This is a genomic window from Pseudomonas sp. TYF_14 (assembly GCF_043105275.1).
Taxonomy (GTDB): Bacteria; Pseudomonadota; Gammaproteobacteria; order Pseudomonadales; family Pseudomonadaceae; genus Aquipseudomonas; species Aquipseudomonas alloputida.
In genome coordinates this window covers 66302-83754 of record NZ_JBICLK010000089.1, presented here as the reverse complement: position 1 = coordinate 83754, position 17453 = coordinate 66302, and the positions used below count along the sequence as shown (strand labels likewise).

Here is a 17453-nt window from a genome sequence, read left to right as displayed (position 1 = left end):
TGAGGGCTTTTCTTGTTATGTGCAGGACATGCCTAAAGGAATATCCCTTCGCCAGAGGTTTTGCACGGGGGCGCGGATCGGCCGCGGAGTGTGCCGACGTCGGTTTTCGTAACGATAATTTTACAAAACTCGGCAAGTGTCGGAAAATTCGAGGCATCTGGCTGGCGGAAACACAGTTTTTGTCAGCTTATCTTTACGACTTTTCCGCGCTGTGTTGAAAAACATCAGCGCTTCGAGAGCCCTCATGCGTATCAAAGTCCATTGCCAGAACCGCATTGGCATCCTGCGCGACATCCTCAACCTGCTGGTGGAGTACGGCATCAACGTACTGCGCGGCGAGGTGGGCGGTGATCATGGCAACGCCATCTACCTGCACTGCCCGAACCTGATCAACCTGCAATTTCAGGCCCTGCGGCCGAAGTTCGAGGCCATTGCCGGCGTATTCGGCGTTAAGCGTGTGGGCCTGATGCCCAGCGAACGCCGGCACATGGAGCTGAATGCGTTGCTGGGGGCGCTGGACTTCCCGGTGCTGTCGATCGACATGGGCGGCAGCATCGTTGCGGCCAACCGTGCAGCCGCGCAGTTGCTTGGCGTGCGGGTTGATGAGGTGCCGGGCATGCCGCTGGCGCGCTACGTAGAAGACTTCGATCTTCCGGAGCTGGTGCGGGCCAACAAGTCGCGCATCAACGGCTTGCGCATCAAAGTCAAAGGTGATGTGTTTCTGGCCGATATCGCACCGCTGCAGTCCGAACACGATGACAGCGAGGCGCTGGCCGGCGCGGTGCTTACCCTGCACCGTGCCGACCGGATCGGCGAGCGTATCTACAATGTGCGCAAGCAAGAGCTGCGTGGCTTCGACAGCATCTTCCAGAGCTCGCGGGTGATGGCTGCCGTGGTGCGTGAAGCGCGGCGCATGGCGCCGCTGGATGCACCGTTGCTGATCGAGGGCGAAACCGGAACCGGCAAGGAGTTGCTGGCGCGTGCCTGCCACCTGGCCAGCCCGCGTGGGCAGTCGCCGCTGATGGCGCTCAACTGCGCCGGGCTGCCCGAGTCGATGGCCGAGACTGAGCTGTTCGGTTACGGCCCCGGGGCATTCGAAGGGGCACGGGCCGAAGGCAAGCTGGGGCTGCTGGAGTTGACTGCAGGCGGCACGCTGTTCCTTGACGGGGTAGGGGAGATGAGCCCGCGCTTGCAGGTAAAGCTGCTGCGCTTTCTGCAGGACGGCTGCTTCCGTCGGGTAGGTAGCGATGAAGAGGTCTACCTGGATGTGCGGGTGATTTGTGCAACCCAGGTCGATTTGTCCGAGTTGTGTGCCCGTGGCGAGTTTCGCCAGGACCTGTATCACCGGCTCAATGTACTGTCGCTGCACATTCCGCCTTTGCGCGAATGCATGGATGGTCTGGAGGGGTTGGTGCAGCATTTTCTCGATCAGGCCAGTCGGCAGATTGGCTGCGCCATGCCGCGCCTGGCACCGGCGGCAATGGACAAACTTGGGCAGTATCACTGGCCAGGTAATGTAAGGCAGTTGGAAAACGTTTTGTTCCAGGCGGTTTCGTTATGTGACGGCGGCGTGGTTAAAAGCGAGCATATTCGTTTGCCGGATTATGGCGTGCGGCAACCGTTGGGCGAGTTTTCGCTGGAAGGGGATCTTTCGCAGATAGTCGGGCGCTTTGAAAAGGCGGTGCTGGAAAGTTTGATGGGGGAGTTTCCCAGTAGTCGGGCCTTGGGCAAAAGACTGGGTGTTTCGCATACCACGATTGCCAACAAGTTGAGGGATTATTCGTTGGGCAAGTCGACTGATTAAATGGCTGTAAGTTAATAGCCTGTTAATCAGGTGGTGAATGCTTCGCGGGTGAACCCGCTCCTACAGGTACCGCGCCGTATTCATGGTGTGCGAGGTACCCGTAGGAGCGGGTTCACCCGCGAAGGGGCCCGCAGGGCCCCCAATTCACAAGGTATCAGCCGTTAGAGCAGCCGTTCCCCATCACGCGGTATTCGAGAATGTGCTTCTGGCCCTGGGAGTCCTCGTAGGTCATGCGGGCTGGCACGACTTCGCACACATTGGGCACTTCGCTCATGGAAATAACGCGGGCAATGTCCAGGTGCTGCGAGTAACTGTACTGTTCAACCGGAATCTGCTCGGCATCTTTGGCTTCGCCGGCCATTGCCGCGCCGCAAAGACTGCCAAGTACCAATACCAGTAAAGCTTTCATTTTCTATTTACCTGTCTAAGGTCGTGAGGGGGCACGCGGCGCTTATGGCGCCGCGAGTATTGCTAGTTTTAACTATCGGGATTAGATGGAGATTAACGCTTGCCTTCGTGGGGGCTGTTACCAGTTGTTAATCGCCTTGCCGTTGCTGGCGAGGTGAATTTTATGGCGCTGGCCAAGGCCGAAACAGTGGGTGTTTTGATAAAGTGTTTTGACAGAATCTGTAACAATCCTGTGGCAAACCCCTCGTTTTTTCGTCGGCAAGGCTGTAATGCCCGCGCCAGAGCGTTTTGCCGGAACGGGTGTACCAAATTACTACCAACGTCGAATGGCTTTTGTCGCTCTGGTACAGTTACAAACGGTTCCATACAAAAACAACTATTACACCGAGGTAACACAGATGAGTGCGGCTCCACTGTATCCCGTTCGTCCCGAGGTTGCGGCCACTACCCTGACCGACGAGGCCACCTACAAGGCCATGTACCAGCAATCGGTGATCAACCCGGACGGCTTCTGGCGCGAGCAGGCCCAGCGTATCGACTGGATCAAGCCGTTCACCAAGGTCAAGCAGACCTCCTTCGACGACCACCATGTCGATATCAAATGGTTCGCCGACGGCACTCTGAACGTTTCCTCCAACTGCCTGGACCGCCACCTTGAAGAGCGCGGTGACCAGTTGGCCATCATCTGGGAAGGTGACGACCCTTCCGAGCACCGCAACATCACTTACCGCGAGTTGCACGAGCAGGTCTGCAAGTTCGCCAACGCCCTGCGTGGCCAGGATGTGCACCGCGGTGACGTGGTCACCATCTATATGCCGATGATCCCCGAGGCGGTGGTCGCCATGCTGGCCTGTGCACGCATTGGTGCGATTCACTCGGTGGTGTTCGGTGGCTTCTCGCCCGAGGCGCTGGCTGGCCGTATCATCGACTGCAAATCCAAGGTGGTGATCACTGCCGACGAAGGCGTGCGTGGTGGCCGCCGTACCCCGCTCAAGGCCAACGTCGACCTGGCGCTGACCAACCCTGAAACCAGCAGCGTGCAGAAAATCATCGTGTGCAAGCGCACCGGTGGCGACATTGCCTGGCACCAGCACCGCGACATCTGGTACGAAGACCTGATGAAAGTGGCCTCCAGCCACTGCGCCCCCAAAGAAATGGGTGCTGAAGAGGCGCTGTTCATCCTTTATACCTCCGGCTCCACCGGCAAGCCGAAGGGCGTGCTGCACACCACAGGCGGTTACCTGGTTTACGCCGCGCTGACCCATGAACGGGTGTTCGATTACCGTCCGGGCGAGGTGTACTGGTGCACCGCCGACGTCGGTTGGGTCACAGGCCACAGCTATATCGTCTACGGCCCGCTGGCCAACGGCGCCACCACCTTGCTGTTCGAAGGCGTGCCGAACTACCCGGACATTACCCGCGTATCGAAGATCGTCGACAAGCACAAGGTCAACATCCTCTACACAGCGCCAACTGCCATTCGCGCCATGATGGCCGAAGGGCAGGCGGCTGTTGAAGGCGCCGACGGTTCCAGCCTGCGCCTGCTGGGGTCGGTGGGTGAGCCGATCAACCCTGAGGCCTGGAACTGGTACTACAAGACCGTCGGCAAGGAGCGTTGCCCGATCGTCGACACCTGGTGGCAGACCGAGACCGGCGGCATTCTGATCAGCCCGCTGCCTGGTGCCACCGGCCTCAAGCCGGGTTCGGCAACCCGCCCGTTCTTCGGTGTGGTGCCTGCCCTGGTCGATAACCTGGGCAACCTGATCGACGGTGCTGCCGAAGGCAACCTGGTAATCCTCGACTCCTGGCCGGGTCAGTCGCGTTCGCTGTACGGCGACCATGACCGCTTCGTCGACACCTACTTCAAGACCTTCCGTGGCATGTACTTCACCGGCGACGGTGCGCGCCGCGACGAGGACGGTTACTACTGGATCACCGGCCGTGTGGATGACGTGCTCAACGTGTCCGGCCACCGCATGGGCACTGCCGAAATCGAAAGCGCCATGGTCGCGCACTCGAAGGTTGCCGAGGCTGCAGTGGTTGGCGTGCCGCATGACATCAAAGGGCAGGGCATTTATGTGTATGTCACCCTCAATGCCGGCATCGAGGCCAGCGAGCAATTGCGCCTGGAGCTGAAGAACTGGGTGCGCAAGGAGATCGGCCCGATTGCTTCGCCAGATGTGATCCAGTGGGCGCCGGGGCTGCCGAAGACCCGCTCGGGCAAGATCATGCGCCGCATCCTGCGCAAGATTGCCACCGGTGAGTACGACGCCCTGGGCGATATCTCGACCTTGGCCGACCCGGGTGTGGTACAGCACCTGATCGATACCCACAAGGCGATGAACCTGGCTTCGGCCTAACCCCTTCCCGGCAATACCCCCTGCAGGAGCGGGCTTGCCCGCGAATGCGTCAGTTCAGGCTAAGCTGTCCCCTGACCTCACGCATTCGCGGGCAAGCCCGCTTTTGCATTGTTACCCGACAATCATCGGTTACTGTTCTGTCACCGGCCCCGCACAGGTTCGGGGCGCCAGGAAACAATTCCGGCCCGTTTCGGTGCATCGGAGTCAGCATTTTGTGCATCAAGGCACGCTGCACTTGCCGTCGTACAAGGCTTTGCCAATAATAGGCCCAGGAATTGCTAGGTCTATAGGTTCTATTTCTTGCGCCATTGCATATTCTGCACTGGCTGTCAACATCGCCCGCGGCGGTTTCAGGCGCTTCTATAAGTAGTTGTCGCTTTGAAGAAATATCGACTACCGGGCTGTCGTTAAAATGCCACTCACTCGCTCGTGGTATGCGGCCTTGGTCGAACCCTGCGCGGCTCGCGTTGTACTCATTCGCATATCGGGCAGCTGTTACCTGCCTTGTATTGCCCCGTACCGATGGAGTTACCTGATGAAGAAGCTCGCACTGCTTGGCGCCCTGGCGCTGTCTGTGTTTTCCCTGGTGTCGCAGGCTGCTGAAAAACCGCTGAAAATCGGCATCGAAGCTGCCTACCCACCCTTCGCCTTCAAGCAACCTGACGGCAGCATTGCCGGCTTTGACTACGATATCGGCAACGCGCTGTGCGAAGAGATGAAAACCAAGTGTACCTGGGTCGAGCAGGAGTTCGACGGCCTGATCCCGGCGCTGAAAGTGCGCAAGATCGACGCCATCCTGTCGTCCATGTCGATCACCGATGACCGCAAGAAGTCGGTCGACTTCACCAAGCGCTACTACCTGACTCCGGCGCGCCTGGTCATGAAGGACGGCACCACCGTCAGCGACAGCCTGGACGAACTGAAAGGCAAGAAGATCGGCGTGCAGCGCGGCTCCATTCACGACCGCTTCGCCAAGGAAGTGCTGGGCGCCAAGGGTGCCACCGTGGTGCCTTACGGCACCCAGAACGAAATCTACCTGGACGTCGCAGCTGGCCGCCTCGACGGCACTGTGGCTGACGCCACCCTGCTGGAAGATGGCTTCCTCAAGACTGACGCCGGCAAGGGCTTCGCGTTCGTAGGCCCGGCCTTCACCGACGCCAAGTACTTCGGTGACGGTATCGGTATTGCCGTACGCAAGGGTGACAAGGCCAATGTCGACCGCATCAACGCGGCGATCGACGCCATCCGTGCCAACGGCAAGTACAAAGAAATCGAAAGCAAGTACTTCAATTTCGACATCTACGGTCCAGACTCGAAGTAAGACGTCGGGTTTCACCTGTGCAATGGTGCAAACAGCAGAGGCTCTGAGGTTTGCACCATTTTTCATTCTCTAGGTCGAGGACCTCATCATGTTGAAAGGCTACGGGGCAGTCATCCTCGACGGGGCGTGGCTGACGCTACAGCTCGCCCTGTCGTCGATGGCCCTGGCCATCGTGCTCGGCCTGATCGGTGTGGCGCTGCGTTTGTCGCCAGTGCGCTGGTTGGCCTGGCTGGGCGATCTGTATTCCACGGTGATCCGTGGTATTCCGGACCTGGTCCTGATCCTGCTGATCTTCTACGGCGGGCAAGACATCATCAACCGGGTGGCGCCGCTGCTCGGCTATGAAGACTATATCGATCTGAATCCGCTGATTGCGGGTATCGGTACCCTGGGCTTCATCTTTGGCGCCTACCTCTCGGAAACCTTCCGCGGGGCCTTCCTGGGCATTCCCAAGGGCCAGGCCGAGGCGGGCGTGGCGTATGGCATGAGCCCTCGCCAGGTGTTCTTCCGTATCCAGGTGCCGCAAATGATTCGCCTGGCCATTCCGGGCTTCACCAACAACTGGCTGGTGCTGACCAAGGCTACTGCGCTGATTTCGGTCGTCGGTCTGCAGGACATGATGTTCAAGGCCAAGCAGGCGGCTGACGCCACCCGCGAACCCTTCACCTTCTTCCTGGCAGTGGCGGCGCTGTACCTGGTGCTGACCAGTGTTTCGCTGTTGGCCCTGAAGTATCTGGAGCGCCGCTACTCGGTGGGCGTCAAGGTGGCTGAACTATGATCTTCGACTACAACGTCGTCTGGGAAGCGCTGCCGATGTACTTCGGCGGCCTGCTGACCACCCTGAAACTGCTGGCGATTTCGCTTTTCTTCGGCCTGTTGGCAGCCATTCCGCTGGGCCTGATGCGGGTATCCAGGCAGCCGGTGGTCAACCTTGCTGCATGGCTGTACACCTACGTCATCCGTGGCACGCCGATGCTGGTGCAGCTGTTTCTGATCTACTACGGCCTGGCCCAGTTCGAGGCGGTGCGCGAGAGTATCTTCTGGCCGCTGCTGTCCAGCGCCACCTTCTGCGCCTGCCTGGCGTTCGGCATCAATACCAGCGCCTACACCGCCGAAATCATTGCCGGCAGCCTCAAGGCGACGCCGCATGGCGAGATCGAGGCTGCCAAGGCCATGGGGATGTCGCGCATGAAAATGTACCGCCGCATCCTGCTGCCTTCAGCACTGCGTCGGGCACTGCCGCAGTACAGCAATGAAGTGATCATGATGCTGCAGACCACCAGCCTGGCGTCGATCGTCACCCTGATCGACATCACCGGTGCTGCGCGCACGGTCAATGCCCAGTACTACCTGCCTTTCGAGGCCTATATCACGGCGGGCGTGTTCTACCTGTGCCTGACCTTCATCCTGGTGCGCCTGTTCAAGATGGCCGAACGCCGCTGGCTCGGCTACCTGGCGCCGCGCAAGCACTGACCGCTTTGTGAGAATCGACAGCATGTACAAACTCGAAGTCCAAGACCTGCACAAGCGCTACGGCAGCCACGAAGTGCTCAAGGGCGTGTCGCTGGCGGCCAAGGCCGGCGACGTCATCAGCATCATCGGCTCCAGCGGTTCGGGCAAGTCAACCTTCCTGCGCTGCATCAACCTGCTGGAGCAGCCGCACGCTGGCAAGATCCTGCTCAACAACGAAGAACTGAAGCTGGTCCCCGGCAAGGATGGCGCGTTGAAGGCTGCCGACCCGCGTCAATTGCAGCGCATGCGCTCGCGCCTGTCGATGGTGTTCCAGCACTTCAACCTGTGGTCGCACATGACTGCGCTTGAGAACATCATCGAAGCGCCCGTGCACGTGCTGGGCGTGAACAAGAAGGAAGCCCTGGAAAAGGCCGAGCACTACCTGGCCAAGGTGGGTGTTGCCCATCGCAAGGATGCCTTCCCCGGGCATATGTCGGGGGGTGAGCAACAGCGTGTGGCAATTGCCCGGGCGCTGGCCATGGAACCGGAGGTCATGCTGTTCGACGAGCCGACCTCGGCACTTGACCCTGAGCTGGTGGGTGATGTGCTGAAGGTGATGCAGGCGCTGGCCCAGGAAGGTCGGACCATGGTGGTGGTGACCCACGAAATGGGCTTTGCCCGCGAGGTGTCCAACCAGTTGGTGTTCCTGCACAAAGGCCTGGTGGAAGAAACCGGCTGCCCACGTGAAGTGCTGGCCAACCCGCAGTCGGAGCGCCTGCAGCAGTTCCTCTCCGGCAGCCTGAAGTAAAAGCTGCATTTTTGCACCAGAATAGGGCATGCTGCGCGGCGAGCGCAGCCTGACCCGGCGCACAGACTCGAACGACCTCAGGTTTCGGACCGCACCCTATGACCACCCAGCGAATCGGTTTTCTCATCTGGCCCAGCACCAGGCCTTTGACCCTGGCGTTGGCCGAGGAAGTGTTGCTGGTGGCGCAGCGTGTGCATCCGGATGTGGTCTACGAGTTGGTCTTCCTGCAGGCCGAGCCTGCGCAGGAAGGCGCCTGGCGGCTGCCGGGCGAGCCGTGGACCGGCCGCCTGGAGGGCTGCCACAAGCTCTTTCTGCTGGCCGACGAGCCGCCTGCGGCGATGGGGGCTGCCTTTTCAGCGGCGCTCAAGCAACTGGCGCGCAGTGGTTGCCTGATCGGTGGCCTGTCGGCCGGGGTGTATCCGCTGGCCATGCTGGGCCTGCTCGATGGGTACCGGGCAGCCGTGCACTGGCGCTGGCAGGATGACTTTGCCGAACGCTTCCCCAAGGTGATTGCCACCAGCCACCTGTTCGACTGGGATCGCGACCGACTGACCGCCTGCGGCGGTATGGCCGTGACCGACCTGCTGCTGGCAGTGCTGGCGCGCGATCACGGGGCGGAGCTGGCCGGGGCGGTGTCGGAAGAGCTGGTGGTAGAGCGCATCCGCGAGGGTGGCGAGCGCCAGCGTATTCCGCTGCAGAACCGCCTGGGCTCGAGTCACCCCAAGCTGACTCAGGCCGTTTTGCTGATGGAAGCCAACATCGAAGAGCCGCTGACCACCGACGAAATTGCCCAGCATGTGTGTGTGTCGCGTCGGCAGTTGGAGCGTATCTTCAAGCAGTACCTGAACCGCGTGCCCAGCCAGTACTACCTGGAGTTACGGTTGAACAAGGCGCGGCAGATGCTGATGCAGACCAGCAAGTCGATCATCCAGATCGGGCTGTCTTGTGGTTTCTCGTCGGGGCCGCATTTTTCCAGTGCCTACCGTAATTTCTTTGGTGCAACGCCGCGGGAAGACCGGAACCAGCGTCGCAGCAGCAGCCCGTTTGAATTGAGCTCGGCGCCGGCTGAAAAGGGCTGAGATTTCGGGTGGGTTCGGGGTGTAGGCCTTGAGGTTGGTGGTGGGGCGCAAATCGAGCGCCGCCCGCGCGGCGCATCGCGAGCGAAGCTCGCTCCTACATTTGTTGCAACGTGCCGAGCCTGTTACGCCATGGTTGCCAGCCTTTGTGCATGGCTTGAGCCTTACAAACAAGGCTGACAACCATGGCCTCACAGGCCTGGCCACGTTGCAACAAATGTAGGAGCGAGCTTCGCTCGCGATGCGCCGCGCGGGCGGCGCTCGATCTCCCCGTCAACACATCAACATCGCCGTACATCCCGCCCCCTCACAATCCTGTGTGAACACCCGTTCACCCAGCCCCCTCTCTCCCGTACACTGCGCGATTGCGACAGTGTTTGTCGCATTGCCGAAAGCCTTGTCAAAACTGGGTTTTGCGCTGTAACAAGTTGTCGCTTGGCCGCAAGGACAGGCGCGGATCAGTCCTTACAATCCCCCCATCGCTCGCCACTTCCAGGCCAGCGTTCCTCTTCAGGAGACTCAGATGTCCGTTGAGCAAGCCCCGGTGCAACGTGCCGATTTCGACCAGGTGATGGTCCCCAACTATTCTCCGGCGGCCTTCATTCCTGTGCGAGGCGAGGGTTCCCGTGTCTGGGACCAGTCGGGTCGCGAGTTGATCGACTTTGCCGGCGGCATCGCGGTCAATGCCCTGGGCCACTGCCACCCGGCACTGGTCAAGGCCCTGACTGAACAGGCCAACACCCTCTGGCACGTCTCCAACGTGTTCACCAACGAGCCGGCCCTGCGCCTGGCCCACAAGCTGGTGGACGCCACCTTTGCCGACCGCGCGTTTTTCTGCAACTCCGGCGCCGAGTCCAACGAGGCCGCTTTCAAGCTGGCCCGTCGTGTGGCGCATGACCGCTTCGGTCCGCAAAAGCACGAAATCATCGCCACCGTGAACAGCTTCCACGGTCGCACCCTGTTTACCGTCAGCGTGGGTGGCCAGCCGAAGTACTCCGATGGCTTTGGCCCGAAGATCACCGGTATCAGCCATGTGCCGTACAACGACCTGGAAGCGTTGAAGGCACAGATTTCCGACAAGACCTGCGCCGTGGTGATCGAGCCGATCCAGGGCGAGAGCGGCGTGGTGCCGGCCGACAAGGCCTACCTGGAAGGCGCGCGCAAGCTGTGTGACGAGCACAATGCGCTGCTGATCTTCGACGAAGTGCAGACTGGCGTGGGCCGTACCGGCTCGCTGTATGCCTACCAGCACTACGGCGTGACCCCGGACATTCTGACCAGTGCCAAGAGCCTGGGCGGCGGCTTCCCGATTGGCGCCATGCTGACCACCACCGAGCTGGCCAAGCACCTGGCCGTTGGCACCCACGGCACCACCTATGGCGGCAACCCGCTGGGCTGCGCCGTTGCCTGCGCGGTGCTGGATGTGGTCAATACCCCGGAAACCCTGGCCGGTATCAGGGCTAAGCACGAGCGCTTCAAAACCCGCCTGGAGCAGATCGGCCAGAAGTACAACCTGTTCAGCCAGGTGCGTGGCGTCGGCTTGCTGCTGGGCTGTGTCTTGACCGAGGCCTGGCAAGGCAAGGCCAAGGACGTGCTCAATGCTGCCGAGAAAGAAGGCGTGATGGTGCTGCAGGCCGGCCCGGACGTGGTCCGCTTCGCGCCAAGCCTGGTGGTTGAAGACGCTGACATCGACGAAGGCCTGGACCGCTTCGAACGCGCTGTGGCCACACTGACCAAAGGCTGATCCGCCAGCGGTCCTTTCGCCGGCCCCGGCGCAGCCTCAGCCCGAGGCTGAGCCGGGTCGGCGATACCCGATTCCAGTGCAGGTGCCTGGGTGCCTGCCGTTTTTCCGTGCCGACGTGAATGGCCCGTATTCCAAAGGAGTGACACCATGCTGGTGATGCGCCCCGCGCAAATGGCTGATCTGAACGACGTGCAGCGCATGGCTGCAGACAGCCCCATTGGTGTCACCTCGCTGCCGGACGACACTGCTCGTCTGGGCGACAAGATTGCCGCCTCTGAGACATCCTTCGCCGCCGAGGTCAGCTTCAACGGTGAAGAGAGTTACTTTTTCGTGCTCGAAGACAGTGAAACAGGCAAGTTGGCCGGCTGCTCGGCCATTGTCGCTTCGGCCGGCTACTCCGAGCCGTTCTACAGTTTTCGTAACGAAACATTCGTGCACGCCTCACGCGAGCTGAAGATACACAACAAGATCCATGTGCTGTCGCTGTGCCACGATCTGACCGGCAACAGCCTGCTGACCAGTTTCTATGTGGCGCCGGAGTTGGTGAACAGTGGCTGGGCCGAGCTCAACTCGCGCGGCCGACTGCTGTTCATGGCTGCGCACCCGGAGCGCTTTGCCGATTCGGTGGTGACCGAAATCGTCGGCTTCAGCGACGAGCAGGGTGAATCGCCGTTCTGGGATGCCATCGGCCGCAACTTCTTCGACCTCAACTATGCCGACGCCGAGCGCCTGTGCGGCCTGAAGAGCCGTACCTTTCTCGCCGAGCTGATGCCCCACTACCCGATCTACGTGCCGTTGTTGCCAGACCTGGCGCAGGAAGCCATGGGCCAGGTACATCCGCGGGCGCAGATCACCTTCGACATACTCATGCGCGAAGGCTTCGAGACCGAGCACTACATCGACATCTTCGACGGCGGCCCGACCCTGCATGCGCGCACCTCTGGCATCCGCTCGATCGCCCAGAGCCGGGTTGTACCGGTGAAGATCGAAGAGGCCCCGGTCAAAGGCGGGCGCCCGTACCTGGTGTGCAACGGCCTGTTGCAGGACTACCGCGCGGTGTTGCTGGACCTGGACTGGGTGCCTGGCAAGCCTGTCAGCCTGAGCGTGGCAGCAGCCGACGCGCTGGGCGTGGGTGAGGGCGCCAGCGTGCGCCTGGTCGCGGTTTGAGGTCTGGCAACAGACGTTTCGGGCTTGATGCGTTAGCAGAGTTTCGCGCCGGCCGATGCCGTCGCACAAGGAGATAGCATGATCGTTCGTCCTGTACGCAGCAGCGATTTGCCTGCGTTGATCGAATTGGCACGCAGCACCGGCACCACCGGGCTGACCACGCTGCCGGCCAACGAAGAGCGCCTGGGGCATCGCGTTGGTTGGGCGGAAAAAAGCTTTCGTGGCGAAGCCGAGCGTGGCGACACCGATTACCTGTTCGTGCTGGAAAACGACGAAGGCCTGGTGGTGGGCATCAGTGCCATCGCCGGCGCCGTCGGCCTGCGTGAGCCCTGGTACAACTACCGGGTCGGCCTGACTGTCAGCGCCTCGCAGGAGCTGAAGATCTACCGCGAAATCCCGACGCTGTTCCTGGCCAACGACCTGACCGGCAACTCAGAGCTGTGCTCGCTGTTCCTGCGCAGCGACTACCGCTCGGGCCTCAATGGCCGCCTGCTGTCGCGCGCGCGCATGCTGTTCATTGCCGAGTTCCCCGAGCTGTTCGGCAAGAAGATCATTGCCGAAATGCGCGGCATGTCTGACGAGCAGGGCCGTTCGCCGTTCTGGGAAAGCCTGGGCCGGCATTTCTTCAAGATGGAGTTCAGCCAGGCCGACTACCTCACCGGCGTGGGCAACAAGTCGTTCATCGCCGAACTGATGCCCAAGTTCCCGCTGTACACCTGCTTCCTGTCCGAAGCGGCGCGCAGTGTGATCGGCCGTGTGCACAAAGACACCGAGCCGGCGCTGGCCATGCTCAAGCAGGAAGGCTTCAACTACCAGGGCTACGTCGACATCTTCGATGCCGGCCCGGCCATCGAGTGTGACACTGCCAAGATCCGCGCCGTACGCGAGAGCCAGACCCTGGTGCTGGCGGTAGGTACGCCAGGCGATGACGCGACCCCTTTCATCATCCACAACCGCAAGCGCGACGACTGTCGCATCACTGCCGCACCTGCACGGTTGGCCGCCGGCACCCTGGTGGTCGACCCGTTGACCGCCAAACGCCTGCGCATGGGCGTTGGCGACAATGTCCGCGCGGTGCCGCTGTCGGCCAGCCGGGAGGCCCATTAAATGACCACGCATTACATCGCAGGCAATTGGCAGGCCGGCCAGGGCGAAACCCTGCAGTCGCTCAACCCGGTGACCCAGGCCGTGATCTGGCAAGGGCAGGGCGCTGACGCCAGCCAGGTCGACGCCGCCGTGCAGGCCGCGCGGCAGGCCTTTCCGGCCTGGGCGCAATTGAGCCTGGAGGCACGTATCGATGTGCTGGAGAAGTTTGCCGCGCAGCTGAAAGTGCATGCCGAGGCCATGGCCCAGTGCATTGGCGAGGAAACCGGGAAGCCGCTGTGGGAATCTGCGACTGAAGTCACCAGCATGATCAACAAGGTGGCGATTTCGGTACAGAGCTACCGCGAGCGCACCGGCGAAAAGAGTGGTCCTCTGGCCGATGCCACGGCTGTTCTGCGGCACAAGCCTCACGGCGTCGTGGCGGTGTTCGGCCCTTACAACTTCCCCGGGCACCTGCCCAATGGCCATATCGTGCCGGCGCTGCTGGCAGGCAACTGCGTGGTGTTCAAGCCCAGCGAGCTGACCCCCAAGGTCGCTGAGCTTACCGTCAACTGCTGGATTGCTGCCGGCCTGCCGGCGGGTGTGCTGAACCTGGTGCAGGGCGCACGCGAAACCGGTGTGGCGCTGGCCGCCAACCCAGGTATCGATGGCCTGTTCTTCACCGGCTCCAGCCGCACCGGCAACCTGTTGCATCAACAGTTCGCAGGCCGCCCAGACAAGATTCTGGCCCTGGAAATGGGGGGTAACAACCCGCTCGTGGTGGACGAGGTCAAGGACCTCGACGCGGCGGTGTATACCATTATCCAGTCGGCGTTCATTTCCGCCGGCCAACGCTGCACTTGCGCGCGGCGCCTGCTGGTGCCGCAAGGCGCCTGGGGCGATGCACTGATCGCGCGCCTGGTCGAGGTGTGCAAAACCATCACGGTGGGGGCGTTCGATGAACAGCCGGCGCCTTTCATGGGCTCGGTGATTTCGCTGCAGGCGGCTCGGGCGCTGCTTGCCGCCCAGGCCGAACTGGCTGCCAAAGGTGGCGTGAAACTGCTGGAAATGACTCAGCCGCAGGCCGATGCTGCACTGCTGACCCCGGGCATTGTCGATGTCACTGCCGTGGCTGACCGCCCGGACGAAGAGTTTTTCGGCCCGCTGTTGCAGGTGATCCGCTACGCCGACTTCGATGCCGCCATCGATGAAGCCAATAACACCCAGTATGGCCTGGCCGCCGGCTTATTGTCTGATTCGCGAGCCCGCTACCAGTACTTCTGGCTGCGCAGTCGCGCAGGCATCGTCAACTGGAACAAACAGCTGACAGGGGCTGCCAGCAGCGCGCCGTTCGGTGGCGTGGGAGCCAGTGGCAACCATCGCGCCAGTGCCTATTACGCAGCCGACTACTGCGCTTACCCCGTGGCTTCGCTGGAGACCGCCAGCCTTGCCTTGCCGGCGACCCTGACGCCGGGCGTCACCCTATAACAACAGGTCACGGAGCCTAGCCGATGAAATCCTATGAAGTGAATTTTGATGGCCTGGTGGGGCCTACCCACAACTATGGCGGCCTGTCTTACGGTAACGTGGCTTCGCAGAGCAATAGCCAGCAGGCGTCCAACCCGCGTGAGGCCGCGCGCCAGGGCCTGGCGAAGATGAAAGCGCTGGCCGACATGGGCTTCAAGCAGGGTGTTCTGGCGCCACAAGAGCGCCCGGACGTGGCGGCGCTGCGCCGCCTGGGGTTCAGTGGCAGCGATGCCGAAGTTATCCAGCGCGCCGCCCGCGAGGCCATGCCGTTGCTGGTGGCCAGTTGCTCGGCCTCGAGCATGTGGGTGGCCAACGCCGCAACAGTCAGCCCGAGTGCCGACACTGCTGACGGTCGCGTGCACTTCACCGCCGCCAACCTCAACTGCAAATATCACCGCAGCATCGAGCACCCGACCACCAGCCGCGTGCTGGGCGCCATGTTCAATGACGAGAAATACTTTGCCCACCACGCCGCGCTGCCTGCCGTGGCACAGTTCGGTGACGAGGGCGCGGCCAACCACACGCGCTTCTGCCGCGCCTATGGCGAGGCTGGCGTGGAGTTCTTTGTCTACGGCCGCAGTGCCTTTGACAGCCGTTACCCGGCGCCACAGAAGTACCCGGCCCGACAAACCCTGGAGGCCTCGCAAGCTGTGGCCCGGCTGCACGGCCTGAGCGATGACGGTGTGGTCTACGCTCAACAGAACCCGGCGGTGATCGACCAGGGTGTGTTCCACAATGATGTGATTTCGGTAGGTAACGGCGAGGTGCTGTTCTACCACGAGGACGCGTTTCTCGAGACCGACGCGGTACTTGGGCAGCTGCGAGCTAAACTGGCCAGCAAGGGTGGCAACTTCCAGGCCATCTGCGTGCCCAGGGCAGCGGTGGCGGTGGAGGACGCGGTGCGTTCCTACCTGTTCAACAGCCAGCTGCTCAGCCGCGAAGATGGTTCGATGCTGTTGGTCGTGCCGGAAGAGTGCCGCAACAACGAGCGGGTCTGGGCCTATCTGGGCCAGCTGACCAGCCAGGGAGGCCCGGTGAAGGAGGTCAAGGTGTTCGACCTCAAGCAAAGCATGCAGAACGGCGGCGGCCCGGCCTGCCTGCGTTTGCGCGTGGCTTTGAAGGAAGCGGAGCTGGCGGCGGTCAACCAAGGCGTTATCATGACGGCCACGCTGTATGACACGCTGCTGCAGTGGGTCGACAGGCACTACCGCGATCGCCTTGGCGAAGCAGACCTGGCTGACCCGCAACTGCTGGTGGAATGCCGTACGGCACTGGACGAATTGACCCAGATCCTGAAGTTGGGCTCGGTGTATCCGTTCCAACGCCAACCTTGAAGAGAGACTCTGTAATGACCGACGCCTTGCGCCTGATCCTCGAAGATGAAGACGGCACCCAGCTGGAAACCTCCTGCACCCGCTTTGCTGTGGTCTGGCAAGGCAAGGAAGTGTGGATTCAGCAGGATGGCCGTGGCCAGTTGCTGATCGGCGTGGATGTCGAGGAAGACGACACCGAGTATGCCAACTTGCTGCTGCGCCCGATGGCCACCAATCTGGTCAGCCTGCAGCTGGAAATGGAACCGGCAGAACTTGGCGAAGACGACGATCACGTTCATGGCCCTGACTGCGGTCACCACCACTAAGGAAGCACCTATGCTCGCCCTTGGCAAATTGCTTGAGCTGACCCTCACCGATCACGAACCGGCCGAGAAGACCCAAGTGACACCCAAGGGCGCGCGTTTGCGATGGCTGGGGGAGGGCGCGCTCGAAGTGCGCCCGGCCGAAAGCGACGATTGCGGGCTGGACTTGCTGTTGTCCGCCGGCATTCATGGCAATGAAACAGCGCCGATCGAATTGCTCGAGCGGCTGCTGCACGGCGTGGCCAACGGCAAGATCAGGCCCAGGGCACGGGTGCTGTTCCTGTTCGGCAACCCGGCGGCGATCCGCAAGGGCGAGCGCTTTATCGAACAGGACATCAACCGCCTGTTCAATGGCCGCCATGAGCTGTCCAGCGGTTTCGAAGCATTGCGTGCTGCCGAGCTGGAACAGTTCGCCCGGGTGTTCTTCAGCAAGCCGGGGCGCAACCGCCTGCATTACGACCTGCATACTGCCATCCGCGGTTCGAAGATCGAGCAATTCGCCTTGTACCCTTATAAAGAGGGACGCAAGCACTCCCGTCGCGAACTGGCGCGCCTGGCGGCGGCAGGTATGGAGGCGGTGTTGCTGCAAAGCAAGTCGTCCATCACCTTCAGCGCTTTCACCTACGAGCAACTTGAGGCTGAAGCTTTCACCCTGGAGTTGGGCAAGGCCCGTCCGTTCGGCCAGAACGAGCAGGTCAACCTCGACAAGCTCGAAGAGCGGCTGATCCGCATCATCGAGGCTACCGAGCCAGAGGAAGAAAGTTCGCTGGATGGCCTGCAGCTGTTCAGTGTTTCCCGCGAAATCATCAAGCACAGCGACAGCTTCCACCTGCACCTGCCGGCGGACATCGAAAACTTCTCCGAGCTGAGCAAGGGTTACCTGCTGGCTGAAGACTTGGCCGAGATGCGCTGGGTGGTCGAGGAGGAGGGTGCGCGCATCATCTTCCCCAACCCCAAGGTCAAGAACGGCTTGCGCGCCGGCATTCTGATCGTGCCGGATTCGGGGCAGCGCCTGGGGTAAGAGCGGTGTCGCCTGTTTCGTGGGTGACCCCGCTCCTACGAGATAT

15 protein-coding genes are annotated in these 17453 nt (G+C 61.6%); 14 read left to right on the top strand and 1 reads right to left on the bottom strand.

Annotated elements, in window-relative coordinates; all coding sequences use genetic code 11:
* The first annotated feature begins 244 nt into the window (after positions 1 to 244).
* Positions 245 to 1804, top strand: a complete 1560-nt coding sequence (locus ACF8O8_RS25910; protein ID WP_014590097.1) for a sigma-54-dependent phenylalanine hydroxylase transcriptional regulator PhhR — start codon at positions 245 to 247, stop codon at positions 1802 to 1804.
* A gap of 154 nt (positions 1805 to 1958) precedes the next feature.
* Here the strand turns inward: ACF8O8_RS25910 and ACF8O8_RS25905 are convergent, their stop codons facing one another.
* Positions 1959 to 2213: a DUF2790 domain-containing protein gene (locus ACF8O8_RS25905; protein ID WP_003254526.1), complete on the bottom strand. Its 255-nt coding sequence runs from the start codon at positions 2211 to 2213 to the stop codon at positions 1959 to 1961.
* A gap of 397 nt (positions 2214 to 2610) precedes the next feature.
* Here ACF8O8_RS25905 and acs point away from each other — a divergent pair, with 397 nt between their 5' ends.
* The 13 genes from acs to astE all read left to right on the top strand — a co-directional run bounded on the left by acs (position 2611) and on the right by astE (position 17407).
* The gene (gene acs / locus ACF8O8_RS25900) at positions 2611 to 4572 is read left to right on the top strand and encodes an acetate--CoA ligase (RefSeq protein WP_003254525.1); all 1962 of its coding nucleotides are present in this window, start codon (positions 2611 to 2613) and stop codon (positions 4570 to 4572) included.
* A 535-nt stretch (positions 4573 to 5107) separates the two neighbouring features.
* Positions 5108 to 5893, top strand: a complete 786-nt coding sequence (locus ACF8O8_RS25895) for an ABC transporter substrate-binding protein (RefSeq protein WP_003254524.1) — start codon at positions 5108 to 5110, stop codon at positions 5891 to 5893.
* An 88-nt stretch (positions 5894 to 5981) separates the two neighbouring features.
* A complete protein-coding gene (locus ACF8O8_RS25890; RefSeq protein ID WP_003254523.1) occupies positions 5982 to 6671 on the top strand; it encodes an ABC transporter permease in 690 nt (229 codons plus the stop codon).
* Positions 6668 to 7366, top strand: a complete 699-nt coding sequence (locus ACF8O8_RS25885; RefSeq protein ID WP_003254520.1) for an ABC transporter permease — start codon at positions 6668 to 6670, stop codon at positions 7364 to 7366. The genes ACF8O8_RS25890 and ACF8O8_RS25885 overlap by 4 nt, the downstream gene beginning before the upstream one ends.
* A gap of 22 nt (positions 7367 to 7388) precedes the next feature.
* Complete coding sequence (locus ACF8O8_RS25880) at positions 7389 to 8153, top strand: ABC transporter ATP-binding protein (RefSeq protein ID WP_010955179.1); 765 nt, start codon at positions 7389 to 7391, stop codon at positions 8151 to 8153.
* A 98-nt stretch (positions 8154 to 8251) separates the two neighbouring features.
* Positions 8252 to 9232: a transcriptional regulator ArgR gene (argR, locus tag ACF8O8_RS25875; protein ID WP_004576734.1), complete on the top strand. Its 981-nt coding sequence runs from the start codon at positions 8252 to 8254 to the stop codon at positions 9230 to 9232.
* A gap of 520 nt (positions 9233 to 9752) precedes the next feature.
* Positions 9753 to 10973, top strand: a complete 1221-nt coding sequence (locus ACF8O8_RS25870; RefSeq protein ID WP_392510735.1) for an aspartate aminotransferase family protein — start codon at positions 9753 to 9755, stop codon at positions 10971 to 10973.
* A 147-nt stretch (positions 10974 to 11120) separates the two neighbouring features.
* A complete protein-coding gene (gene aruF, locus ACF8O8_RS25865; protein WP_010955177.1) occupies positions 11121 to 12140 on the top strand; it encodes an arginine/ornithine succinyltransferase subunit alpha in 1020 nt (339 codons plus the stop codon).
* A gap of 78 nt (positions 12141 to 12218) precedes the next feature.
* On the top strand, positions 12219 to 13247 hold the full coding sequence (gene astA, locus ACF8O8_RS25860; protein WP_010955176.1) for an arginine N-succinyltransferase: 1029 nt from the start codon (positions 12219 to 12221) through the stop codon (positions 13245 to 13247).
* Positions 13248 to 14711 (top strand): succinylglutamate-semialdehyde dehydrogenase, encoded by a 1464-nt coding sequence (astD, locus tag ACF8O8_RS25855; RefSeq protein ID WP_020191888.1) that lies wholly within the window; start codon positions 13248 to 13250, stop codon positions 14709 to 14711.
* Between the two features lie 23 nt (positions 14712 to 14734).
* Complete coding sequence (astB, locus tag ACF8O8_RS25850) at positions 14735 to 16084, top strand: N-succinylarginine dihydrolase (protein WP_010955174.1); 1350 nt, start codon at positions 14735 to 14737, stop codon at positions 16082 to 16084.
* 14 nt (positions 16085 to 16098) lie between these two features.
* Positions 16099 to 16389 (top strand): topoisomerase II, encoded by a 291-nt coding sequence (locus ACF8O8_RS25845; RefSeq protein WP_003254508.1) that lies wholly within the window; start codon positions 16099 to 16101, stop codon positions 16387 to 16389.
* Positions 16390 to 16399: 10 nt separating this feature from the next.
* A complete protein-coding gene (gene astE / locus ACF8O8_RS25840) occupies positions 16400 to 17407 on the top strand; it encodes a succinylglutamate desuccinylase (RefSeq protein ID WP_392510803.1) in 1008 nt (335 codons plus the stop codon).
* The last annotated feature ends 46 nt before the right edge of the window (positions 17408 to 17453 follow it).